Here is a 22,739-nt window from a genome sequence, read left to right as displayed (position 1 = left end):
TTCGAGCGAAAACGTAATGACATTTGGAAATAAATAAGGTTATATACATTTGAAAAATGGCAGAGTAACGATTAGTTAACTTACATATCAGTAAATTATGAAGGGAAAAGGAGTGGTTATGATCACTCCTTTTTGAGTTTATTTTACAATAATTGATTTGCGCAGGATTGGTGAAGGAGATTTGTAAGATAATTGGTGGATTCATGTATTAAAGTTCTGAATATTTAAAGATATGAAAATTGTTTCGAATCATATATAATTAGCTAATGAATGCGAGATTGTAACTTTTTGTAAAAACAGGAGGGTATAAAATGAACTCAATGATTGATCACCCAACAAAGTGGGATTTGAAAAGGCTATATTCTGAAGAACAAGACCCTATGTTACCTACAGAAATAGAGAAATTAATAGAAACATATAAAGAAAATCGAGACCCAGCAATCCTCTCAAACATTATACAAAGTATCGAAAAGGCAGAGTATTACTTTTACTGTTTATCTACTGAACAAGTAGATGAATCTATATTGGCTTTACCGCATACAAAAATAATGAATTTGAAAAGAGATGTTCGTTTATTACTACAAGAAGAAAGTAATGTTTCTGATAATGCAAGTATTCATTTTATAGAAAATGAATTACAAGCTTGGGAAGACATGTACATACAATTACGAAATAGATTAGAAATACATAATCATAATGAAGTACTTTCATTTGGAAAAGCAAACTATCTTGCGATGAATGCTGAAACTCATCATGGTAGATTATCGGCATTTTCTTCTTTTACCGAGGCATTGGAGAAAGAGAAAGCAGTATTTGCGAGTGTGCTAAATCATATAGGTAGATTGCGTAATCTAAAAAGTAACCTATTACAAGAAGAGGAAGTATTGTCACAATCCCTTCAAACAAACGGTATTTCAAAAAATGCATTATTAGAGATGTGGAATGCTATTGAACGAAATGTTGAAAAGCTATCGCGTGTTATCATGTTCCATAAAAGAAGTAAGGAGACATTTACTTGGCATGACTTGATGACATTGGAAGAAAATCATCAGATTCATATCCCTTTTTCAATGGCGATTGAGAATATTTACGATGCCTTAAAAGATATTGATGAAGAACTAGCACAATTTGCAAAGTGTGCTATTATGAATGGATGGGTAGATGCTGCGCCGCGAGATAATAAGCCTCCTAGTGGGTTTTGCGCTCCTTTCTTAAGCGAAGGGGAGTCCCGAATTTCATTACGGTATGATGGAACAATTGATAGTGTAAGAATATTAGCGCATGAATTAGGACATGCATGGCATTTTTATATAATGAGCAATGAGCAGTCTACCGCATTTTTGGATGATTATCTTCCAATGAGTATGGCTGAATCAGCATCCATTTTCTTTGAAATGGTACTTGTAGATTATGTAGTTAAAACAGCAGAAAGTGAAGAGCTGAAAAAATCGTTGCTTAGCTGGAAGATTAGAAATAGCTTTAATTATGTAATGGCCATTCGAGCTTCATTTCAATTTGAGCAAACATTTTATGAAGAAAGTCAAAAAGGGCCTATAAGTGCGGATAAATTAGAAAGGTTATCCATACACTCACAACAAGTAGCGTATGGAAATTCTCTTACAGAATATCAACCGTTTGTTTGGATGAAATACGGTCAATTTTATACAGCGAATGTTCCTTTTTACAATTATCCATATACATTTGGTTATTTACTCAGTTTAGGATTATTAGAAATTGCAAAACAAGACGGTAGTAAATTTCATCCGAAATACAAAGGATTTTTAAGTGAGACTGGAAAGCGCCCGGTCGAAGAATTGGTGAAACAATACTTTCATATCGAACTGAATGATAATAAGTTTTGGGAGAAATCATTGCTTCAAATAAATAAGGATATTGGTGAGTATTTAGAGCTTGTACAAAAGGAAGTTTAAGCTATTTTTTATTTGTTAAACCTGTACGATTCATTTTTATTTATCCCGCATTAACGGACAGTAACACTCCCACCTCAAAATTCAGCGGAAGCAAAGAAGATAGGTGGGAGTGTTACTGTCCGTAAAAGCCCGATTGGTTTAACTAATAATCAGTAGGGGATGGATAAAACCCCTACTGATTAAAGTTTCACTTTATGTAAAATATGAATTAAAATGAAAACTTTAAAGAGGAGATCCATGTTACATATTAAATTCTTACCCTTTATTTCTTTTCCAGCTGTTTTAATTGGAGCAATTGTAATGAAAGTAAATAATGTTCCAATTAGTATCTGGCTTCAGAATATAATAATTACTATACTTGCTACTTTCATTTCATTATTAATTGCTAACAAAATAAAAGTGAAGACGCAAGTAATAGATTATGTACAGATACTTGTAATTTATAGTGTTTTAGTGTGGAGTTTGTTCGCTCCTGGTATAGAAGAAGTGCACCGATGGATTGCGTTAGGTCCAATCAAGTTATATATTTCTAGCATCTGTTTGCCTTGGCTTCTTATCATACTTGGTAAACTTGTATTACGAAACCAATGGTGGGTCGTATATAGTATTCTTATTTCTATATCGTTTCTATTGCTTTTACAACCAGATGCTTCAGCAGTAACTGCGTTTGTAGTATCTACAGTAACAATACTTTTTGACAAAATAGAGGGCCATCGTTTCCGGTATTTCGCTATATTTATCCCAATTGTTTTCATTATAACTTCTTGGGTTTACTTGGATCATCTAGCTCCAGTTCCATATGTTGAAGATATTTTATCGATGGCTAAAAACCTTGGAATAGGCTGGCTTGTCATTGCTTTATTCTCACTTTTACTTTTAGTGATCCCATTTTTACTTTTTCCACCTAAAAACAGAAAAGCCACTTCAATTAGTTTAGGTATATATTTCACAACAGTATGTATCACAACATATTTCGGAAACTTCCCTGTCCCGTTAATGGGTTATGGAATTTCTCCTATTCTTGGATACTTGATTGCTATTCATTGGTTTGTTCAAGAAAAGAAGAATGATAAAGATTAATGAATGAATATCCCATTAGGTAGAAAGGTCTAATGGGGTATTTTATATTCATGCAGAGTAAAAGAAGAAACAACTGTCTAGGAAAGAATCGTTATATATACTTTTAAATAAAATTAGGGGGGATAATCGTGAGATTCCAATTACAACAAATTGAAAACTTATCACAAGTTGATATCACTTACCTTGTAGAAGAAAGTAAAAAAGAAGGGTTTAACTTTCTTGTTCAATTAGTAAATGAATATAGAAATGAAATAAATACATTTCATAAAGAGGGCGAATGCTTATATGGTGTTTTTCTAGAGGGAGTTTTAATTGGAATTGGTGGTTTAAATCAAGATATGTATATGAAAGATGTCACAATAGGACGTTTAAGACGCTTTTACATTTCTAAAAAATATCGAAGGAAAGGGGCAGGGAATATATTATTAAATAAGATCTTATCTCATGCAAAAGAGTATTTTCATATTGTTGTTTTGTGTACAGACACAGAGCAAGGTAGTCAATTCTATATTTCAAATGGATTTATAAAAAGTGAAGAGTATAAAGGATCCACTCATTATATAAAATTGTAAAAAAGATTCCATAGACGACGTTTATGGAATCTTTTTTCTTAGTTATGATGATTTAACTTTCAAATGTTTCAACAGCTGTTCCGGGTAACCTTGTACATAATAAAAATGCGGGTTGTTCTCATCATCGTAAATCATGATATATGGTTTTTCATGAAGAGGGAGAAGTACGAGAACTTCATCTATTGTTGTATGTATCCACTGATTTGTAATGGCGACAGGTTTAGATAACGGGATTTTAACCATATATCCGTTTTTTGGAACGACGTTTAGGTTTTTAAATGCTCCCGTAATAGATTTTGCGTATTGTACAGCTTCTTTTTGAATCGCTGCATCTAGCGATTGTTTTTGTATAACTATTTCTTTTTGGCAATCAAACACTTCGATTTGCTTATCTACTTGAGCGAATGCATTTGTTGAAAAGAAACAAAAAAATATAAAAATCAATCCTATTTTCTTTAACATGAGACAACACCTCATATATAATATACCCGCAAATGGTTTAAATATTTTTTGTCACATTTATGTAACAAGAGCGTTGTATGATAAATTTAAAATGATTTTTTAATTTTATTTTAATAAAAAATATTAATAGCATAATGATATAGATGATTATTGGAAGGAGAAAGAAATGAAAGTATTAATCGCAGACGATGAGCAAGATATGCTGAAAATATTAAAAGCTTATTTTGAAAAAGAAGGGTTTCAAGTATTGTTAGCAAAGGATGGAGAGGAGGCGCTAGAGTTATTTTATGAGGAAAAGATTGATTTAGCGATTTTAGATTGGATGATGCCAAAAAGGAACGGAATTACTGTATGTCAGGAAATAAAAAAGAATTCGAGTGTAAAAGTATTGGTGTTAACCGCTAAGAGCGAAAATGAAGATGAACTAGTGGCACTGCAAAGCGGGGCGGATGAATATGTGAAAAAGCCGTTCCATCCAGGTATTTTATTAACGCGGGCAAAAAAATTACTGAATCAAGGTAACCGTATACAAGTGAAAGATTTACTAATAGATGTAACGAAAAATAAAGTATATAAAAATGATAAAGAGTTAGAAATTACAAAAACGGAATTAGAATTAATAAAATGTTTTTTAAATCATAAAGGAACGATTTTAACTCGAAAAAAACTATTAGATATTGTATGGGGATTTGCTTATTTTGGAGATGAACGAACAGTGGATACACATGTTAGACGTTTACGTAAAAAAATAGGTGAGGATATTATTAAAACGCATCATGGTTTAGGTTACAGTTTGGAGGATGCTTGTGAATAAGCTTGGAAAAAAATTGTTTCTAAGTATTTCTTTAATAATACTTCTTATTTTTTCAATTTCGTTATTATTAATAAATTATTTTTTACCGAAATATAACATATATAAGACGAGAGAAAATCTAAATGAAATTACAAGCCAAATACAATCTGCATCTGATGAAACACTCGTAGATGTAATGAATCGGATTGAAAATGAAAATAATGTAACAATCGCTTATACTTCTATAAATAGTTCGGAAGATGAGATGAATGAAGCATTACGTTTGCAGCTTGCGCAAAAGAGGGTAACATTGAACAAGCTTTGGATTACAAAAGAAGAAGTAATGAAAGTAAAGCGTTTCGGACAATCGAATAAGTTATATGATCAAGAAAAGTTAAAAGCAAGTTTTTTTGCAAAATACATCGCCAAAAACGATATGTTAATTTTGGTGGGCGTTTCAATCGCGCATTCAAACGAACTGATAGAGATGCTTAACACATTTTATATATACATTTTAGGGTTTTCGATATTTTTAATTGTTGTACTTGTTTGGATATTGTCGAAAACAATTACAACGCCGCTAAAAGAATTAAGTGATGTGGCTGAAGATATTTCTAATCTAGAATTTAAGAAAACACAAATTCAAACAGATGATGAAATTGGGGAGCTAGCCAATAGTATTAATATTATGAGTGATAAACTACATGAGGCTCATCAAGACTTAATTGATAGAAACGAACATTTGAAGCAGTTTATGGGAGATATTACTCATGAGCTAAAAACACCGATTGCCTTAGTTAAGGCATATTCAATGGGAATCAAAGATGGGCTAGATGATGGAACATATTTAGATACGATTATTAAGCAAACAGATCAAATATCAAATTTAATTGAAGAACTACTTCGTTTTTCAAAAATTGAAAGGGATGTACTTCAGAAAGAAGAGTTTCAAGTAGTACCTCTTATTCAAAGTGTAATTGATAAACATGAAATTGAACTTTACAAGAAGGGAATACATTTACAATCGCATTTCCCAATGAAAGGAATGATGGTTTATGCAGACTTAGATAAAATGAAAATGGTAATTAATAATTTTATTTCAAATGCAATTAAATATACAACAAATCAAAGAATTACAATTACGTTAGAAGAAAGCAAAGATTATGTATGTTTTAGAATCCAAAATGGAATCGCTTCTGAAGCAACGAAAGAGATCGATAAAATTTGGGAGCCATTTTATGTATTAGAATCTTCTCGTAGTAAAGAACAATCAGGAACTGGTTTAGGATTAGCCATTGTAAAAAGTATTTTAGAAAGGCATGGATTTAAATATGGCATGTCCTTTATACAAGATGAGATACAATTTTATATGTATATAGAAAAGAGCTTGCGAAAGTAAGCTTTTTTCATTTTTTCTCAAGTTATCATAATTTATTAAACTGAATTTTCTGTTATTTTATTGTATAGTGAAGGAGGGAGTAGAAAAAATAAAGGGGGAAGTGGATTGGGGAAAAAACAGTTTGTAATTGCACTTTCAGCAATATTTTCATTAACAGTGACATCAGGTATCTCTCATGTAGTATATGCAGAACAAAAAGAAGAGAAGGAAAGGAAAGTTACGTTGCCGCTAAATGGTAAAGTGCCAGAAACATTTGTTCAATCGACAAAAATTGAATTGGAAAATGGAATGACAAAACCAATTTATTCTCTTGATGAGGCAATTGTAGAAAATGTATTTGTAGAAACCGAGGTGGATAGTGACCGAGATGGAAAAAAAGATCGCGTATCAATAAAAGTCATGCGACCAAAAACAGAGCCTGGTGTGAAAATTCCCGTGATTTATGAGATGAGTCCATACCGTTCAGGAATAAAAGATGTACCAGTTTATAATGTAGATGAAGAATTATATCCAGTTGGCGGCAAACCTTATGCAGATCCAGTGAATCTCGGTTCATATGGAAATTACTATGTTCCTCGGGGATATGCGGTTATTTTAGGAGAAAGTATCGGTACTGGAAAATCAGATGGTTGCCCAACAACGGGAGATGAACAAGAGATCTTAGGTACGAAGTCTGTTATTGATTGGGTAAATGGAAGAGCAAAAGCATTTACAGAAAGCGGACAAGAAGTACAGGCTGATTGGTCTACTGGAAATGTTGGTATGACAGGTGCTTCCTATAATGGAACATTACCGAATGCAGTGGCAACAACAGGAGTTGAAGGGTTAAAAACAATTATTCCGATTGCGGCAATTAGCAGCTGGTATGATTATTATCGTGCAAATGGAGCGGTTGTTGCACCAGGTGGTTATCAAGGCGAAGATACAGATAATATGGCTGAGGCAGTTTTAACGCGAGAGAATCCTGAAGTCTGTCAAAAAATTATTAAAGAACTTACGGATGGACAAGACCGGAAAACGGGAGATTACAATGATTTTTGGGACAAACGTAACTACGTGAAAGATGCAAAAAATATAAAAGCAAGTGTATTTGTTGTACACGGATTAAATGATTGGAACGTAAAGACAAAACAGTTTTCACAGTGGTGGGATGCGCTTGGAGAAAATAACATTCCTCGTAAAATGTGGTTACATCAAGGTGGTCATGGCGGGACTTCCAGTAACAATTGGCAGCAAACACAAAATAAATGGTTTGATTATTGGTTATATGGAATTGAAAATGGGATTATGGATGAGCCGATGGTAGATGTACAAAGAGAAAATAAGACATGGCAAAAATTAAAAAATTGGCCAGACCCTGCAGCAGTTCCATCTAAAATACGTATGCTTTTAAGTAATAAAGCAGTAGAGTTACCGCCTAGACTGGGATCGTTGCAGCAAGTATCCACATTATTAGATGATGCAAAAATAAAATCGAATCAATTGATAGCAAACCCAGAATTAGCATCACCAAATCGTCTAGTATATGTAATGCCTAAGCTTGAAAAAGAAATGAGGATCAGTGGTACACCAAAAATTTCATTTAAGGGAAGTATTGATCGACCAGTCTCAAACTTAACTGCATTACTAGTTGATTATGGCGGTGCGAAACCAGAAATTGTGACGAGAGGATGGATGGACCCACAAAACTTGAATGGAAAAGAACAGTCAACGCCAATTACGCCAGGGAAAGATTACACATTCACATGGGACATGCAGCCAGATGATTATGTATTCCAGGCAGGCCATCAAATCGGAGTCGTATTAATTGCCAGCGATTATGACTACACGATTCGTCCGAACGCAGGAACGAAACTGACAGTGAAATTAAGTGAAGTAACATTGCCAATTGTAAAATAGAAGGAAGCCTCCGAATAGGGAGGATTTTTTTATTGAATAATATACGAGGCGCCATTATGCTATTTTGAAATAACAAAAGATTTATTATATAATATTTTCGTAATTAATAATGGATAAATGCAATTTAAAATAAGGAGATATCCTATGAGAGACATAGATTTTATATTAGAAAGTGATGAAACATTAAAACCATCTGAACGATTAGTATTACTATTATTAGAAAAACATAGAATGTTATATACAAATGATCTACTAGCATTATCAAACTTGTCATATAAAACATTGACAGATTCACTCACTGATCTTGTTGTAAAATTGTATGTTTTAAAAGAAACAGGAAAAGGAAGAAAGCAAAATTGCTATCGTTTAATGTGAAAAACTAGTATTATAAAAATAAAAAATAGTTATTTTTTATAATAATTATTTACTCTAAAATATAAAAATGATTTTTTGGATTAATACTTATTATGAAATTAAAAAATATTTTCGGATAAATAAAAATGAAATAACTAATTATAAAACGACAATTTTTATATTAATTGGTTTTCAATTTAAAAACAGATTAATAACTTTATTATGTAAACTGAATGCGAGAGTTTTTCTTATTTACAGGATCTCTTGAATGGCATTAGAAAAGAACGCTATTATACATACTGTGAATGAAGCGTTTTTACATGAAATACAAAGGTGAGGCCAATGAAGAAGGTAAGAGTAGATCGGTAAGAAAGAGGGCTACACATTCATAATAGAAGATTTTTTCAAGGTATCGTATACAAAAAATAAACATAAAATACTATTTTGTAGCAGCAAAAAATAAATTTTTCTTTTGAAAAGTAGAGATACCGTCGAAAGCTATCTTTAATTGAGTGATTTTCGAGATTTCTTTATAGAGGAAGTCGTTTTGAATGAGGAGAAATTAGGATAATAGTGGATTTTGTTGACGGTCATATAGAATAAATATGAGTTAGGGGGATTTCGAAGATGAGGAAACTCAGAAAAGAAAATGTTCCTAATCAAGTACAATATCAACCACAATACCATGAATATCGAAGAATGAACAAACGAAAAATTCGGCGTTTTGTCCTTGTGTTTTTGTTTTTGTTAGTTACTAGTTTTTATATCCAAAGTATTTTAAGTAAGCAAGACGAAATGATTAAAGCAAAATATAAAACGATTCAACAACAGAAAGAAGATCTACTCTCTTTAGAAAAGGATAAATATTATTTGAAAAATGTAGTTAATAATTTAAAAGATGATGAAGAACAAATTTTAAAATTCGCAAGGAAAGAGTATCAATTTTCGAAACCAAATGAGACAGTATTTGTGATACCTAAATAAATAATACCCTAGGTAGCTTTTCGTTACCTAGGGTATTTTATATTCCTATAGCCATTTTTCGATAGTATAATAATCGCTAAAGAAGGAGGGGGGATATGTACGAAAAAGAGTTCATATGTCAATTAGAGAAATTACTAGAGTGTATAAATGGAAAAGTAAGTATCATGATACAAGGAGCAATTACTTATCAATGCAATGAACAATTGATACATCCTGCAGCGAGTTTGATTAAATTACCTATATTGTCGTGTGCAATAGAAAAAATAAGGGAAGGAACGTTACATCCATTTGAATTAATCTCTGTTTTATCACTTGAAAAGGCCGGGGGAAGTGGAGTCGTTGATTCCTTACATACACCAACTGTAACGATGCAAGATCTGATTACATTAATGATTACAGTTTCTGATAATACAGCGACAAATTGGCTTATAAATAAATTGGAAATGAATCATATCCAAACACATATTGATTCAATGCAGCTATATGGAACGAAACTACAAAGATATATGATGCAAACACTTAAGGAACAGGGGAGGGATAATTTTACAACTGCTGAAGATATTGTGTTTTTACTTAAGCATTATGAAAACGAAAAACAATTTTATAATCTACTTCAAAACCAGCAATTTACTTATAAATTATGTGGACGATTAGAGGGGATGAAAGGGGTAGCCACTGCAAATAAAACGGGGGAACTGCAAACTGTCACACATGATGCAGCACGATTAATTGTAAATAACAAAACAGTATATATAGCACTTTTAAGTTCGGATGTGGAATCTACGAATCATACGAATTATATATTTTCAGAGATTGGATATTTGATTGTACAATATTTGCTGAAATAAATATTGTTAAAATTCTGTTAATTATATATAATATACAGTAAGCGGATACATTTCTTAACTAACGATAAGTCTTTCGCTTATTCTCCTGTTAAGAAAACCGTTATCCTCGTATAAGAAAGGAAGATTTATGTGTACGCTTCTAATACGATTTATATCGTAGGGGACGCAAAAGCACCTCAAAACAATCCGATTACAGAGAAATTCAAAAGTTACTTTGTTGCATTAGTAGTTGAAAAAGATACAGGGAAGATTGTGGATGCAGATTGTTCAGCGACCATTTCCTTAACGAGTCAATTTGTAAAACATATATTTCTACATAGAAATATAAATGATCCGCAATTAGTAGGAGAAATAAAAAATCGTTATTTCGGATCATCTCAAAAAGCATTGCTTGTAGCATTAAAAGATGTGCAAAAAAAATATAATCAAATCGCTGCTTTGTCTACACAGGCATAGACAAAATCCAGCTATAAGACTTGTTCTTATAGCTGGATTTTTTTATTGGACAGGAAAGGGTGAAAGAAATGAAAATTACGGATTTAACAGTAAAACGTCGTTATATTAAGCTGCATACACCATTTAAAACAGCTTTGCGCATTGTAACAGAAATTGAAAGTATTGATGTTTTTATTCATACGGATGAAGGGGTTGTAGGAAAAGGTGCTGGAACTGCAACGCCAGTTATTACAGGAGATTTTGCGAGTGGAATGGAGGAAGCTATTTTAGGTCCAATTCGTTCTCGTTTAATTGGAGGGGACTTACAGAAATTCCAACAATTATTGTCGCAGATTCAAACGAGCTGTGTGGGAAATATAAGCGCAAAGGCAGCAGTAGATATGGCTTTATATGATGTATATTGCCAGTTTCATAACATCCCATTATATGCATTGCTTGGGGGAAAGAAAGAAATCCAAACAGACATTACAGTAAGTGTTGATGAGCCTTTTGTCATGGCGAAAGAGGCAAAACAACATGTGGAAAAAGGGTTTCGTACATTGAAAATTAAAGTAGGAAAATCGGCTTCTTTAGATTTAGAGCGCATTGAAGCCATCCGAAATAGTATACCGAAAGATATTACTTTACGGTTAGATGCAAATCAAGGATGGAGTGCAAAAGAAGCTGTTACGATTATTCGAGAAATGGAAAATAGAAAGTTAAATATCGAATTTATAGAACAACCTGTCCATGCGAAAGATTGGGAAGGGATGAAATATGTAAAAGATCATGTGCAAACACCAATTATGGCTGATGAAAGTATTTTCTCCCCACAGGATGCTTTAAAACTCGTTCAAGGGCAGTATGCGGATCTACTAAATATTAAGTTAATGAAATGCGGAGGTATACGAGAGGCATGGAAAATCGCTGACATTGCTGAGGCTGCCGGCGTGAAATGTATGGTTGGTAGTATGATGGAATCTTCTCTTTCTGTGACAGCAATTGCACATGTTGCAGCAGCCCATCCAAATATTCATTACTTTGATCTCGATGCTCCTTTATGGTTAATGGAAGAGCCAGACGGAATCACATATAACGGACCAAAGGTAAATCTGCATCATGCAGTGAATATAAAATAAAGTTCTAATAGCAGTAGTGTTTCACAAGCTATGATGCGCCTGAACAAGTAAAAATATGAATAAAAGGGGATGTGCTTATGAAGAAATGGGTTATTGTGCTTTTTAGTAGTCTGCTAGTATTTTCATCTTTTTCTACTGTAAATGCTGAAGAGGTAAAAAGTAATGAAGCGTATGTTGATGTAGCAGCCGCCACGTTATGGACCGGACCAAACTTAATTCGTCCAATTGACGAACCGAGTACAACGAATCCTGTTGATTTATGGAAATGGACGAAATCGATGACCCTTGATGAAAAACTTTGGTTAACAAGTACAAATAAATTAGAAACACAAGCTTTGCTAGGGCAAGAAGTAACAATCGTTGATAGGCAAGGTGAATGGGTGAAAGTCGTTGTTCCTGGTCAGCCAACTCCAAGAAATGAAGCGGGATATCCAGGATGGATGCCAGAAAAGCAGCTCACATATAATAAGGAATTTGCTGAGAAAAAGAAGCAACCATTTGTACTCATTACAAAACCAACAGCTATTTTATACATGAATCCATCTGATAAATATAAGTCATTAGAAGTTAGCTACAATACAAGGTTACCATTGTTAAGTGAAGATCATATTTCATATCGTGTGCTACTACCAAATGGTCAAAAAGCTTGGTTACGGAAAAATGACGGGAAAGTATATCAATCGCAAACTGACATTCCTGTTCCAACAGGTGATGATTTAGTGAATACCGGAAAGTTATTTTTAGGATTGCCATATATATGGGCTGGAACAAGTGGTTTTGGCTTTGATTGTTCAGGCTTCACACATACCATTTACAAATCACACGGTATTACAATTCCGCGTGACTCAGGGCCACAATCAAAGGCAGGAGTTGCTGTCGCAAAAGAAGATTTACAAAAAGGCGACTTACTATTCTTTGCGTACAATCAAGGAAAAGGGAGTGTCCATCACGTAGGTATGTATATTGGAGATGGAAAAATGATTCACTCTCCAAATGCAGCGAAGACAGTTGAAATTATTCCTGTGAACACACCAGGATATGTGGAAGAATACGCAGGAGCACGTCGTTATTTAACTGAATAGAAAAAATTAGCAGGAGGGGGTTTTTAAATGAAAAAGGCAATTCGTTTTTCATTAGTTGGTACTTTGCTTCTTTCTTCATTTTTAGCTGGTTGTGGAAAAGAAAAAACAACTACAAAACCAAAAGAAGAAAAGAAAATTTTGCAATTAACAGAAACAGGAGAAATTCCATCTTTAAATTCGTTAAAAGTAACAGACGCTGTGTCATTTAACGTCTTAAATAATGTAATGGAAGGTTTATTTAGACTTTCAAAAAATGACGAGGTCATTCCTGGAATTGCGGAGAAATATGAAGTGAGTAAAGATGGAAAAACATATACATTTCATTTGCGTGATGCGAAATGGTCTAATGGCGATCCTGTAACAGCTCACGATTTTGTATATGCTTGGAAGCAACTTGTTAATCCAGAAACAGGGTCTGAATACGCTTATATTATGTATGACGTAAAAAATGCAGAAAAGATAAATAAGAAACAAATGGGAGTAGATGAATTAGGAGTAAAGGCGCAAGATGAAAAAACTTTTACTGTAGAGCTAGAACATCCAGTTCCATACTTTACAAAAATATTGTGTTTACCATCCTTTTATCCAATTAACGAGAAGTATGTAAAAGAAAAAGGGGATAAATACGGTTTAGAGGCAAATACAACTGTATATAACGGACCATTTACATTATCAGAATGGAAGCATGAAGCAAGTTTTACAATGAAGAAAAATAATCAATATTGGGATAAAAAAGAAGTGAAGTTAGATGAAGTAAACTATCAAATTGTAAAAGAAATTTCAACTGTAGTAAATCTATATCAAACAGATAAAGTGGATCGTGCGGTTATTTCAACAGAATTTGTTGATAAATATAAAAATGATAAAGAGTTGAAGCAATATACAGATCCTGTCATGTATTTCTTCCGTTTTAATGAAAATGTGCCGATTTTAAAAAATAAAAATGCTCGCCTTGCGCTAAGTATGGCTTTTGATAAAAAAGGGCTAGCAACTTCATTTTTAAATGATGGGTCGGTACCTGCAAATTACTACGTTCCAAATGGATTCTTGAAAGGACCAGATAAAAAAGATTTTAGAGAAACAACAACAGAATTTAATAAAACGGATGTAAAACAAGCAAAGGAATATTGGGAAAAGGCAAAGCAAGAAACAGGAATGAATGAAGTTACGTTAGAAATGCTCAACTATGATTTAGAAAACTTTAAGAAGGTAGGAGAATTTATTAAAGAACAATTAGAGAAGAATTTACCGGGACTTACGGTGAATGTAAAACTACAGCCACATTCTCAAAAACTAGCATTAGAGAAAAAGAAAGAATATGAAATGTCGTTATCACGTTGGTTACCGGATTATCCAGATCCAATGACGTACTTAGAAGTCTTTATTTCGGAAAGTGGTGTCAATAATACAGGCTATGCAAATCCAGAATATGATGCATTAATTAAAAAGATAAAGACGGAGTTAGGAAATGACGAAAAAGCACGTTGGAAAGCGATGCAAGATGCAGAAAAAATGTTATTAGATGAAGCGGTTATTGCACCAGTATTTCAGCGCGGATTATCGTATTTACAAAAGCCACATGTGAAAGATTTATATGTACATCAATTCGGACCTGCAACTAGCTTGAAATGGGCGGATGTGAAAAAATAGGATATAAAAAACAGACTTCGTTTGAGCGATAGTCTGTTTTTTTGTGAATATATATCGTTTTTTTACAATTTGCAATGTAAAATGAAAGAAAATTTACGATATAACTTGATGAAATAAATTTGTTACGAAGGGGAAGAGAATATGTCCATTCAGGTCAATGAAAAATCAATTCGTACAGAAAGACTGTTAATGAGAAAACCTACTTTAGAAGATATTGACGCATTCTATCAAATTGTGAAAAGTGATGAAGTTGGTAGTTGGCTTGCAGTATCTAGAGGGATGTCGAAGAAAGAAACTGAACAATATGTGAGAAAATTCGTAGAGCATTGGAATGAAAATGGTTTTGGTGTATGGTTGTTGTTTCATAAAACAACGAGAGAACTAATAGGGCATTGTGGATTAAGGTATGTTGATAGAACAAAAGATGTGGAAATTATGTATCTCCTTGATACAAAGCATTGGGGAAACGGATTTGCTACAGAGGCTGCCAAGGCATCGATTCAATATGCTTTTCATGATTTGAAGGTTCAAAAATTAATCGCAAGAATTAAAATGGAAAATGAGAAATCAAAGAATGTTTTAGAAAAGATTGGATTTATGTACACACATGATGTGAATTATGATGGACGTCAGTTATCATATTATGAATATAGAAATATATAGCAATGAAATAAAATGGATGATAAACAAAAAACAAGAACAGATTTTCAACTGTTCTTGTTTTTAGTATAAGGGATTTTGAGGACGACAATTAGGAAATGGATGTATATCTTGAATTTGTCTAAAATCATAATGTTTCATTGCGAATTGCGCTTGATATAAGTATTCATACAAGTAAATATGTCCACCTTGTACACCACATAAAACCCCAGATGTTCCTTGACCGCTTACGAGAGAGACACCAACTGGACGACCAATTAAATATTGTATTTTTTGTTGCCAATGCATGTGCATATACCTCCTTTTACGATAATATACGAACGAAGAGAAGGAATGGTTGCTTATCCGTCTGATTTTATCCCGCACTAACGGGCAGTAATACTCCCACCTCAAAATTCGGTGTAAGCAAAGAAGTTAGGTGGGAGATAAACTGCCCGTAAAGGACCGATTGGTTCAACTAATAATCAGTGGGGGATGAGGAAAACCCCCACTGATTAAAGTTTCACTTTATGTTGAAGGATTTTCTTATACTGTCTAGAATAAGTCAAAGTTAATGGTTTGTAATAGGAAGAAAAAGGAGAGGCACATGGAAAAAGAATCTATTTTGAATGAAAAATTAAATTTAACCGAATGGTGCCGAGGATTAAAATCTGTACCTGATGATATATGGTTTCAGCCTTTTCGGAATGGATCTTGGGGAATTGCAGATGTTATATCACATTTCATCGTTTGGGATGAGTTTCTAATGCGATCTAGGTTACCTTATTTCATTTCTGGAGAAAGTTTACCTCATGTTTCAATAGATGTCGATGAAATGAACAAAGATGCCATTAACTATGCACGATCGGGGATTTCAAAAGAGGAGGTAATCAATCAATTCATTTTTACACGGAAACGTTTAGTTAGTTTTATCGAAAGGATTCCTGCTCGGAATTTTAATTCTTATTACCAATTTGGGAAAGAAAGCATGAAGCTATGGGATTATTTTTTGAGTCTTGTTCAGCATGATATAAAGCATAAAGAGGAAATTGTTGATTTTTTAGAAGGTAAGCAGATTAAATTAGACAAATTATATTAGAGAAATAGCTAGCTTGCCGTTAAAGGAACATACTTATTTCTTGGAGAAATCTAGGGGAATCATAAAAAAATAGGGGCGAAATTGCTCCTATTTTTTTTATGATCCCGTAGAGAAATGAAAAATGATTCTTAAAATCGATATGATTTGTTACTAGCGATAACAAGCATAGATAAATGTATATTGATAATTTTATGTTTAATGTATCAAAAGACTTATTTGTAGCCTTTGCATTATGATAATCAATTATTGATTGTTATTTTCATCTTTTCTTTCATCTTGCTTTTGTTGTTCAGAAGGTTCTTCTGTTGGATCTGGTTCTTGTTCATCCACACCGGGATTGCAACCAAATAATAATCCTGTCGATAAAACTGTAGCCATTAGAGCGAATAAATATTTTTTCTTTTTCATGGAATGCTTCCTCCTTTTTATCAAACTGTTATTAATATTTACTTGGAAAAAGGATACTATGTAGGATTTGGGCTTACTATTTTTCCCACCTCATATCGAGATACTGTATTTATTTTGGTAAATCAATAAAATTTAAAGAATGGGATAAAGTAAAACTTTAATCAGTGGGGATTTTCTTCTACGCTATGTGTTTATGGGAAGTCTATTGTTTTGGGTTATTGATTTTTCTTTCATAAAAAAAAGAGAAGCGAATTTCGCTCCTCTTTTTTATGGTTTCACATCTAAATTTTGTAAAAACAATGTTGCGGATACATAGCGTTTTGCTAACATCTGTACATATGCAGTATGTACAGAAAGCGTTGCGATAATAATCGCATTTCGAATGGCTTCTCGTTGTTCATTGTTGATTTGGTCAAATTTACTTGCGATTTTATCCGCTTTTTCTTTGACAGTATTTTCAATTGTGTGAATGGTATTAGTTGTGTTTAATTGTAGACAACCACCTTGATTCAACTCTTCAAATAAAGAAGAGTAAGCGACGTATAAATGAACAGGGTTGATTAAATCATCGCTTCGATCAGCTGGATCATTTACAATAAGTCGTAATAATTTACGGATTGATTCAAAGTCTAGCGCTGTTTTTAAATCTTCTACGATAAATAGTAATGCTGCTTGTTCAATTGAGTATTTTTTTCCTTTTTGTGGTGAACCAATCATTTCTTTTATATCTCGTTTTACCCAGTTTTGCATCGCTGTTACAGAAAAACTGGTATTTTCAATTTGATTACCAAGCGCAACAATCTCATTTAAAGAAAAACCGATATCTGTATCCTCAATTTTAATCAGCTTTTCAAAAATAGGTGAAAGAGCGGTTGTAATAAAGGCTGTAACACTTTGGCCACACTCAATATCTTTTTTATGTGACTTCGCCCAAGCTTCTTGTAAAATAACGAGAGGTTTTTTTGTATTCCATCCTCTAAGAGAAAGAAGGAGCGTCGCCATTTCGTTTCGTGTGAGATGAAATGTTTCCATCTTTTCACCTCCAAAATTTAAAAAGTTCTTATGACCTTATAATATGTTTTGTTGCTTGTAAAGTCAATTCCGTTTTTCTTTATTTTTCCTTTCTTTTACATTGTTAATAAAGTTAAATAATGCTTGCTTATTTTATTAAAAGTTCATATAATAGGTTCATAAGAACTTTTTATTTAAGTTTAAAACAAATCTATCATTCTTATTTGAGAGAAAGATAGATTTCACATATATCTATAGTAAAAGGAGAATGGATATAATATGTTGAAAAAACTCGTTACAGTAATGACTGCATTCATGGTTATTTTTGGAGCTAGTAGCTTTGTATTTGTAAATCATGCAGAAGCGAAAAGTTACAAATCTGGTAAAAAATCATTTACACCAAGTTCAGGGCAAAACTCAAAAGTGGATTTAAATAAAAAAGACTCTAATGTGAATGCAAAAAAAACAAGCCCTGATACAAAAACAAAAGCATCAAACACAGCACCAAAGAGTAATAAAGGAAGCTTCATGAAAGGTTTATTACTTGGTGGTCTTGGTGGATTACTAATGGGAAGTTTATTTGCAAACATGGGAGCACTTGGTTCTGTATTAGCGTTCATGGTAAATATGTTAGTAATGGCTGGTATCGTAATGTTAGCGATTCGAGCATTTAAATATTTCAAAAACCAACGTAAGAAACAGGCGGAAGAAGCAACATGGAGACGATAAAAATTTTAGAGCAAGAGCTGATAAATGCATTATGCGTATATATTGCAGAAAAACGTCAAGTTGGTCCTGAAGAAGTATTAACGGAACTGATGTATGATGATGACTATGGTTTTTCTGCAGAAGTAGAAGTAAATGGACGCAAACAAATTTTAATTCAAGCAAACTTAATTGAAGCACTTCGTTTATGGCTTGATAGAGAATACAATGTCAATCCATTTGCGGTAAGATTACAGCTTGAGTTAGATGATGAAGAAGGTATTATCGCATTAGCGAATTTAAATAACTCGGATGAGTAGTGAAAGGGAGTTGTTGAGAGTAATCTCGGCAGCTCCTTTTTAGTATGTACATATTTAATGGAATTCGTTCGTACAGTGACTTTTAAAAATTTTGAAGGAAGTAAAAAAATAAAAATGTATGTAAAAAAGTAATAACACTTCAAAAATATTTTTACACAGATGTGTAAAAATATGCTGTTCAGATGAATGGATGATTTTTATTTAGCGTGAAGTGTTCACGGATTTATTATAGGTTGGTATGTGAATTGCATGATGAAGGGGTGAAACTATTTAGGGGGGATTGGATGGAGAAACTAGTAGAGTGGTTAGTTGGACAAGTTTGGAGTATTGGGCTAGTCATTTTCGCGTTAGGAGCAGGGGTGTTTTTTTCGATTGTTACTCGTTTTTTGCAAATTAGGTATTTTAAAGAAATGATTAAGTTATTGTTTGAAGGGAAGACTTCAGAGACAGGGATATCATCTTTTCAAGCTTTTTGTTTAGCTTTATCAGGGCGTGTTGGAATCGGAAACATTGCCGGGGTTGCAACAGCGATTGCTTTTGGAGGGCCTGGAGCTGTTTTTTGGATGTGGGTAATGGCTTTATTAGGGGGAGCGAGCGCTTTTGTCGAATCGACCCTTTCTCAATTATACAAAAGTAAAGTAGGGAATGAGTACCGAGGCGGGACACCTTACTTTATTGAAAAAGGTTTAAAATTAAAATGGTTCGCTGTACTTGTGGCAATTGTTGTTACACTTTCATATGGCATTTTACTACCAGGAATTCAATCAAGTAGTATTGCGGTTGCATTTGAAAACTCCTCAAGTGTAGGTAAAAATATTACAGGTATTTTATTGGTAGTATTGCTTGCAGCGATTATTTTTGGGGGCGTTAAAAGAATTGCCGGCGTTTCACAAGCGCTTGTACCTTTTATGGCAATTGGGTATGTGATCGTAACGTGTATTGTATTATTTGCAAATATTACTGAAATTCCTAGTATGTTTGCCCTTATTTTCTCTAGTGCACTCGGGATGGATCAAGCTTTTGGAGGAATTGTAGGTGCAGCAATTGCTTGGGGAGTAAAAAGAGCTGTGTTTTCCAATGTCGCAGGTGTTGGAGAAGCGACGTATAGTTCGGCGGCAGCTGAAGTGTCACATCCAGCTAAACAAGGCTTAGTACAAGCGTTTTCTGTTTATATTGATACGATTGTAGTTTGCACAGCGACAGCACTTATGATCTTGATTACTGGAATGTATAATGTCATACCGGAAGGGAAAGCTCCAATCGTTCAAAATATGGGAAGTGTTGAAGCAGGCCCTATCTATACACAGCAAGCTGTTGAAACTGCATTACCAGGTTTTGGCCCATTGTTTATATCGATAGCTATTTTTTTCTTTGCGTTTACAACGCTATTAGCCTACTACTATATTGCAGAGACTACGCTCGTTTATCTTGATCATAAAATGAAGTTGCATTGGTTAAAGGCAGTACTAAAGGTTGTTTTCTTAATTATGGTTTATATCGGAAGTGTCGAATCTGCTTCTTTTTTATGGAATCTTGGTGATTTAGGGATAGGAAGTATGGCTTGGCTTAACCTTCTCGCAATTTTACTCTTAACAAAACCGGCTTTAAAAGTGTTGAAGGATTATGAAAGGCAGAAAAAAGAAGGGAAGGATCCAGTGTTTGATCCAAGAAAAGCAGGATTTGAAGGCATTGAATTTTGGGAAGAGAAGTGTAAAGAAATAGAAAGACATCGTGCTAAGGAAAAGGTTACGATTGATCAAAGTGTAAAGTTTTAATTCTGAAAATTCTTTCTATTTAAAAAGACTTACAATTAGAGAACAAAGGTCTTTTACCTTTGTTCTCTTTGCATTGGATTTTGTATTGGAATAGGTAATGACGATATAACAAAAAAATCAGCTGTGAAAAAATGGTGTACATGTATTTACTGTACAAACAGATATTTCAACTATGAAAGCGATTGAATAAAAGAGTGTAACACATTGTTAAAATGATCAGCTTCTTCTAAGAAGGGACAATGGCAGCTGTTTTCGAAAATAATAAGTTTAGAATTATGAATCTGTTCATGCAAATGTTCTCCCGCAGCAACTGGAATTAATTTTTCGTCCCTGCCGAAGCAAAGTAAAGTTGGCTTGGTGATTGTCTTTAAGTCTTCACGGTAATCCACAACAGATTGATCAAACAAAATAGCGCTCGCAATAGATGCTGGAACTTTCGTTACTTCTTCAAGCATCCAAGTTGCGTCTTCTGTAGAAAGTTGGTTTTTAAACATAAGAGGAATAAATCCCTTTAGAAACTCAGTTTGATTTGTTTGCACTTCTCTCATGAAATGTATAAGTGTTGGGAAATCAAAGGCACCGATGGGAAAATCGGGCCATTTAAAATCCGATGCAAGTTCATCTACAATAACAGAAGCTTTCACATTTTCCTCTCCAAATTGTTTTATATATTCCCATATAACAAATGCTCCCATTGACCAACCGACTAAGATAACATCTTTTAAAGATAAACTTTCTATAAATTCATGTACATCTTGGGCGTAGTTTGCGATTGTATGACCAGTTTCAATATGAGGAGAGCTTCCATGACTTCGTAAATCAATTGAAATCGTACGATAGTTTTCACTAAAATAAGGGATTTGCTTATGGAAAAAACGGCTACTCATCCAAACACCGTGAATAAAAAGAATAGGTGTACCTGTTCCTTGCTCTTCATAGTATAATTCCACACCATTTTCAAGCTTCGCAATAGGCATAATAATAAACCTCCTTTTCATGATTTTATTCGTTTTTTAAAATTTTTTTCCTCTTATTATAGGAAGAGAGAAATGTTTTTTTGTAAATATGATAAAAACTTGATTTTATTTATAAAAAATGTGTCTAAAATATTGTCATATTGGCTTCTTTAAGATATCCTTTTCATGAAGAGGTGGAAATCATGGAAAAAGTACTAGTTTTCGGGCATAAAAACCCAGATACAGATGCAATTTGTTCTGCAATTGCTTATGCAGAGCTAAAAAAAGAATTAGGAATGAACGCTGAACCTGTACGTTTAGGTGAAATCAGCGGTGAAACTCAATTTGCGTTAGATCATTTTAAAGTAGAAGGACCGCGTTTTGTTGAAACAGTAGCAAACGAAGTGGACAACGTTATTTTAGTTGACCATAACGAACGTCAACAAAGTGCTAACGATATCGAATCTGTTCGTGTGTTAGAAGTTATCGATCATCACCGTATTGCTAACTTTGAGACAAGCGATCCTTTATACTACCGTTGCGAGCCAGTTGGTTGTACAGCAACAATCTTAAACAAAATGTACAAAGAAAACGGCGTCGCAATTCGTAAAGAAGTTGCAGGCTTAATGTTATCTGCAATTATCTCAGATTCTTTACTATTCAAATCTCCAACTTGTACAGATCAAGACGTAGCTGCAGCTCGTGAATTAGCGGAAATCGCTGGTGTTGATGCAGAAAGTTACGGCCTAGAAATGTTAAAAGCTGGCGCAGATTTAAGCGGAAAAACAATGGAGCAATTAATCTCCCTTGACGCAAAAGAATTCCAAATGGGTAATGCGAAAGTTGAAATCGCACAAGTAAACGCTGTTGATACAAACGACGTTCTTGTACACCAAGCGGAATTAGAAAAAGTAATCTCTGCAACAGTAGAAGAAAAAGGTTTAGACCTATTCTTATTCGTTGTAACTGATATTTTAACAAACGATTCAGTTGGTCTTGCGATCGGTAAAGCAACAAACGCTGTTGAGAAAGCATACAACGTATCATTAGAAAACAACACAGCTACATTAAAAGGTGTTGTATCTCGTAAAAAACAAATCGTTCCTGTATTAACAGAAACGTTCCAAGCTCTATAAGAGTAATTTTAAATGTAAAAGAACAAGCTGATATATAATCTGCTGAAGTGACCCCTAAAAGT

At 33.6% G+C, this 22,739-nt stretch carries 24 protein-coding genes; 19 read left to right on the top strand and 5 right to left on the bottom strand.

The features are described 5' to 3' along the window. The first annotated feature begins 311 nt into the window (after positions 1-311). From CN373_RS21740 to CN373_RS21730, 3 genes are all read left to right on the top strand, one after another. On the top strand, positions 312-1,931 hold the full coding sequence (locus CN373_RS21740) for a M3 family metallopeptidase (RefSeq protein ID WP_098360136.1): 1,620 nt from the start codon (positions 312-314) through the stop codon (positions 1,929-1,931). A 237-nt stretch (positions 1,932-2,168) separates the two neighbouring features. Beyond that, entirely contained in the window at positions 2,169-3,011 is an 843-nt protein-coding gene (locus tag CN373_RS21735) for a cell division protein (protein WP_098360135.1), read from the top strand. 128 nt (positions 3,012-3,139) lie between these two features. Beyond that, on the top strand, positions 3,140-3,583 hold the full coding sequence (locus CN373_RS21730; RefSeq protein WP_098360134.1) for a GNAT family N-acetyltransferase: 444 nt from the start codon (positions 3,140-3,142) through the stop codon (positions 3,581-3,583). 42 nt (positions 3,584-3,625) lie between these two features. Here the strand turns inward: CN373_RS21730 and CN373_RS21725 are convergent, their stop codons facing one another. Then, positions 3,626-4,045, bottom strand: coding sequence for a hypothetical protein (locus tag CN373_RS21725; RefSeq protein WP_000913730.1), 420 nt, complete (start codon positions 4,043-4,045; stop codon positions 3,626-3,628). Between the two features lie 166 nt (positions 4,046-4,211). Between CN373_RS21725 and CN373_RS21720 the strand changes: the two genes are divergently transcribed. The 11 genes from CN373_RS21720 to CN373_RS21670 all read left to right on the top strand — a co-directional run bounded on the left by CN373_RS21720 (position 4,212) and on the right by CN373_RS21670 (position 15,291). Beyond that, entirely contained in the window at positions 4,212-4,859 is a 648-nt protein-coding gene (locus CN373_RS21720) for a response regulator transcription factor (protein WP_000865962.1), read from the top strand. Further along, the gene (locus CN373_RS21715) at positions 4,852-6,237 is read left to right on the top strand and encodes a sensor histidine kinase (RefSeq protein ID WP_098360133.1); all 1,386 of its coding nucleotides are present in this window, start codon (positions 4,852-4,854) and stop codon (positions 6,235-6,237) included. The genes CN373_RS21720 and CN373_RS21715 overlap by 8 nt, the downstream gene beginning before the upstream one ends. A gap of 105 nt (positions 6,238-6,342) precedes the next feature. Then, on the top strand, positions 6,343-8,136 hold the full coding sequence (locus CN373_RS21710) for a Xaa-Pro dipeptidyl-peptidase (protein WP_098360132.1): 1,794 nt from the start codon (positions 6,343-6,345) through the stop codon (positions 8,134-8,136). Positions 8,137-8,280: 144 nt separating this feature from the next. Further along, positions 8,281-8,511 (top strand): hypothetical protein, encoded by a 231-nt coding sequence (locus tag CN373_RS21705; RefSeq protein WP_001204664.1) that lies wholly within the window; start codon positions 8,281-8,283, stop codon positions 8,509-8,511. A gap of 606 nt (positions 8,512-9,117) precedes the next feature. Continuing rightward, positions 9,118-9,474 carry an FtsB family cell division protein gene (locus CN373_RS21700; protein ID WP_098360131.1) on the top strand — a complete coding sequence of 119 codons (357 nt, stop codon included), beginning with the start codon at positions 9,118-9,120 and terminating at the stop codon, positions 9,472-9,474. Between the two features lie 95 nt (positions 9,475-9,569). Next, a complete protein-coding gene (locus CN373_RS21695; RefSeq protein WP_098360130.1) occupies positions 9,570-10,322 on the top strand; it encodes a serine hydrolase in 753 nt (250 codons plus the stop codon). 129 nt (positions 10,323-10,451) lie between these two features. After that, positions 10,452-10,778, top strand: coding sequence for a DUF3870 domain-containing protein (locus CN373_RS21690; protein ID WP_098360129.1), 327 nt, complete (start codon positions 10,452-10,454; stop codon positions 10,776-10,778). Between the two features lie 68 nt (positions 10,779-10,846). Further along, positions 10,847-11,896 (top strand): dipeptide epimerase, encoded by a 1,050-nt coding sequence (locus CN373_RS21685; protein WP_098360128.1) that lies wholly within the window; start codon positions 10,847-10,849, stop codon positions 11,894-11,896. A gap of 77 nt (positions 11,897-11,973) precedes the next feature. Further along, positions 11,974-12,978, top strand: a complete 1,005-nt coding sequence (locus CN373_RS21680) for a C40 family peptidase (RefSeq protein WP_098360127.1) — start codon at positions 11,974-11,976, stop codon at positions 12,976-12,978. A gap of 27 nt (positions 12,979-13,005) precedes the next feature. Beyond that, positions 13,006-14,628: a peptide ABC transporter substrate-binding protein gene (locus CN373_RS21675; RefSeq protein ID WP_098360126.1), complete on the top strand. Its 1,623-nt coding sequence runs from the start codon at positions 13,006-13,008 to the stop codon at positions 14,626-14,628. Between the two features lie 141 nt (positions 14,629-14,769). Beyond that, a complete protein-coding gene (locus CN373_RS21670) occupies positions 14,770-15,291 on the top strand; it encodes a GNAT family N-acetyltransferase (protein WP_000027504.1) in 522 nt (173 codons plus the stop codon). 60 nt (positions 15,292-15,351) lie between these two features. Here CN373_RS21670 and CN373_RS21665 read toward each other — a convergent pair whose 3' ends face one another. Then, on the bottom strand, positions 15,352-15,576 hold the full coding sequence (locus CN373_RS21665; RefSeq protein ID WP_000558710.1) for a hypothetical protein: 225 nt from the start codon (positions 15,574-15,576) through the stop codon (positions 15,352-15,354). Between the two features lie 298 nt (positions 15,577-15,874). Here CN373_RS21665 and CN373_RS21660 point away from each other — a divergent pair, with 298 nt between their 5' ends. Further along, positions 15,875-16,366: a DinB family protein gene (locus CN373_RS21660; protein ID WP_000410263.1), complete on the top strand. Its 492-nt coding sequence runs from the start codon at positions 15,875-15,877 to the stop codon at positions 16,364-16,366. A gap of 243 nt (positions 16,367-16,609) precedes the next feature. Here the strand turns inward: CN373_RS21660 and CN373_RS25645 are convergent, their stop codons facing one another. Then, a complete protein-coding gene (locus tag CN373_RS25645) occupies positions 16,610-16,774 on the bottom strand; it encodes a hypothetical protein (protein ID WP_000727590.1) in 165 nt (54 codons plus the stop codon). 267 nt (positions 16,775-17,041) lie between these two features. Next, positions 17,042-17,806 carry a DUF1836 domain-containing protein gene (locus tag CN373_RS21655; protein ID WP_000447240.1) on the bottom strand — a complete coding sequence of 255 codons (765 nt, stop codon included), beginning with the start codon at positions 17,804-17,806 and terminating at the stop codon, positions 17,042-17,044. Positions 17,807-18,064: 258 nt separating this feature from the next. On the opposite strand from CN373_RS21655, the gene CN373_RS21650 reads away from it, so the two are divergent. From CN373_RS21650 to CN373_RS21640, 3 genes are all read left to right on the top strand, one after another. Then, complete coding sequence (locus CN373_RS21650; protein ID WP_000914491.1) at positions 18,065-18,514, top strand: hypothetical protein; 450 nt, start codon at positions 18,065-18,067, stop codon at positions 18,512-18,514. After that, on the top strand, positions 18,502-18,810 hold the full coding sequence (locus CN373_RS21645; protein ID WP_000447745.1) for a YxcD family protein: 309 nt from the start codon (positions 18,502-18,504) through the stop codon (positions 18,808-18,810). Before CN373_RS21650 ends, CN373_RS21645 begins: the two co-directional genes overlap by 13 nt. A 284-nt stretch (positions 18,811-19,094) precedes the next feature. After that, positions 19,095-20,585, top strand: a complete 1,491-nt coding sequence (locus CN373_RS21640) for an alanine/glycine:cation symporter family protein (protein ID WP_000413784.1) — start codon at positions 19,095-19,097, stop codon at positions 20,583-20,585. 170 nt (positions 20,586-20,755) lie between these two features. Here CN373_RS21640 and CN373_RS21635 read toward each other — a convergent pair whose 3' ends face one another. Further along, complete coding sequence (locus tag CN373_RS21635; RefSeq protein WP_001121004.1) at positions 20,756-21,562, bottom strand: alpha/beta fold hydrolase; 807 nt, start codon at positions 21,560-21,562, stop codon at positions 20,756-20,758. Between the two features lie 182 nt (positions 21,563-21,744). On the opposite strand from CN373_RS21635, the gene ppaC reads away from it, so the two are divergent. After that, entirely contained in the window at positions 21,745-22,677 is a 933-nt protein-coding gene (gene ppaC, locus CN373_RS21630) for a manganese-dependent inorganic pyrophosphatase (RefSeq protein ID WP_000416839.1), read from the top strand. The last annotated feature ends 62 nt before the right edge of the window (positions 22,678-22,739 follow it).

The sequence above is a fragment of the Bacillus cereus genome (genome assembly GCF_002561295.1).
Taxonomy (GTDB): Bacteria; Bacillota; Bacilli; order Bacillales; family Bacillaceae_G; genus Bacillus_A; species Bacillus_A cereus_S.
The sequence above is the reverse complement of the archived record's forward strand: the minus strand, read 5'-3'. Positions and strand labels throughout refer to the sequence as shown.

Bases quoted from the DNA above. Each gene is read 5' to 3' on its own strand.
- CN373_RS21740 (WP_098360136.1), top strand. From the start codon at position 312: ATGAACTCAATGATTGATCACCCAACAAAGTGGGATTTGAAAAGGCTA.
- CN373_RS21735 (WP_098360135.1), top strand. From the start codon at position 2,169: ATGTTACATATTAAATTCTTACCCTTTATTTCTTTTCCAGCTGTTTTA.
- CN373_RS21725 (WP_000913730.1), bottom strand. From the start codon at position 4,045: ATGTTAAAGAAAATAGGATTGATTTTTATATTTTTTTGTTTCTTTTCA.
- CN373_RS21720 (WP_000865962.1), top strand. From the start codon at position 4,212: ATGAAAGTATTAATCGCAGACGATGAGCAAGATATGCTGAAAATATTA.
- CN373_RS21705 (WP_001204664.1), top strand. From the start codon at position 8,281: ATGAGAGACATAGATTTTATATTAGAAAGTGATGAAACATTAAAACCA.
- CN373_RS21700 (WP_098360131.1), top strand. From the start codon at position 9,118: ATGAGGAAACTCAGAAAAGAAAATGTTCCTAATCAAGTACAATATCAA.
- CN373_RS21695 (WP_098360130.1), top strand. From the start codon at position 9,570: ATGTACGAAAAAGAGTTCATATGTCAATTAGAGAAATTACTAGAGTGT.
- CN373_RS21685 (WP_098360128.1), top strand. From the start codon at position 10,847: ATGAAAATTACGGATTTAACAGTAAAACGTCGTTATATTAAGCTGCAT.
- CN373_RS21680 (WP_098360127.1), top strand. From the start codon at position 11,974: ATGAAGAAATGGGTTATTGTGCTTTTTAGTAGTCTGCTAGTATTTTCA.
- CN373_RS21675 (WP_098360126.1), top strand. From the start codon at position 13,006: ATGAAAAAGGCAATTCGTTTTTCATTAGTTGGTACTTTGCTTCTTTCT.
- CN373_RS21670 (WP_000027504.1), top strand. From the start codon at position 14,770: ATGTCCATTCAGGTCAATGAAAAATCAATTCGTACAGAAAGACTGTTA.
- CN373_RS21665 (WP_000558710.1), bottom strand. From the start codon at position 15,576: ATGCATTGGCAACAAAAAATACAATATTTAATTGGTCGTCCAGTTGGT.
- CN373_RS21660 (WP_000410263.1), top strand. From the start codon at position 15,875: ATGGAAAAAGAATCTATTTTGAATGAAAAATTAAATTTAACCGAATGG.
- CN373_RS25645 (WP_000727590.1), bottom strand. From the start codon at position 16,774: ATGAAAAAGAAAAAATATTTATTCGCTCTAATGGCTACAGTTTTATCG.
- CN373_RS21655 (WP_000447240.1), bottom strand. From the start codon at position 17,806: ATGGAAACATTTCATCTCACACGAAACGAAATGGCGACGCTCCTTCTT.
- CN373_RS21650 (WP_000914491.1), top strand. From the start codon at position 18,065: ATGTTGAAAAAACTCGTTACAGTAATGACTGCATTCATGGTTATTTTT.
- CN373_RS21645 (WP_000447745.1), top strand. From the start codon at position 18,502: ATGGAGACGATAAAAATTTTAGAGCAAGAGCTGATAAATGCATTATGC.
- CN373_RS21640 (WP_000413784.1), top strand. From the start codon at position 19,095: ATGGAGAAACTAGTAGAGTGGTTAGTTGGACAAGTTTGGAGTATTGGG.
- CN373_RS21635 (WP_001121004.1), bottom strand. From the start codon at position 21,562: ATGCCTATTGCGAAGCTTGAAAATGGTGTGGAATTATACTATGAAGAG.
- ppaC (WP_000416839.1), top strand. From the start codon at position 21,745: ATGGAAAAAGTACTAGTTTTCGGGCATAAAAACCCAGATACAGATGCA.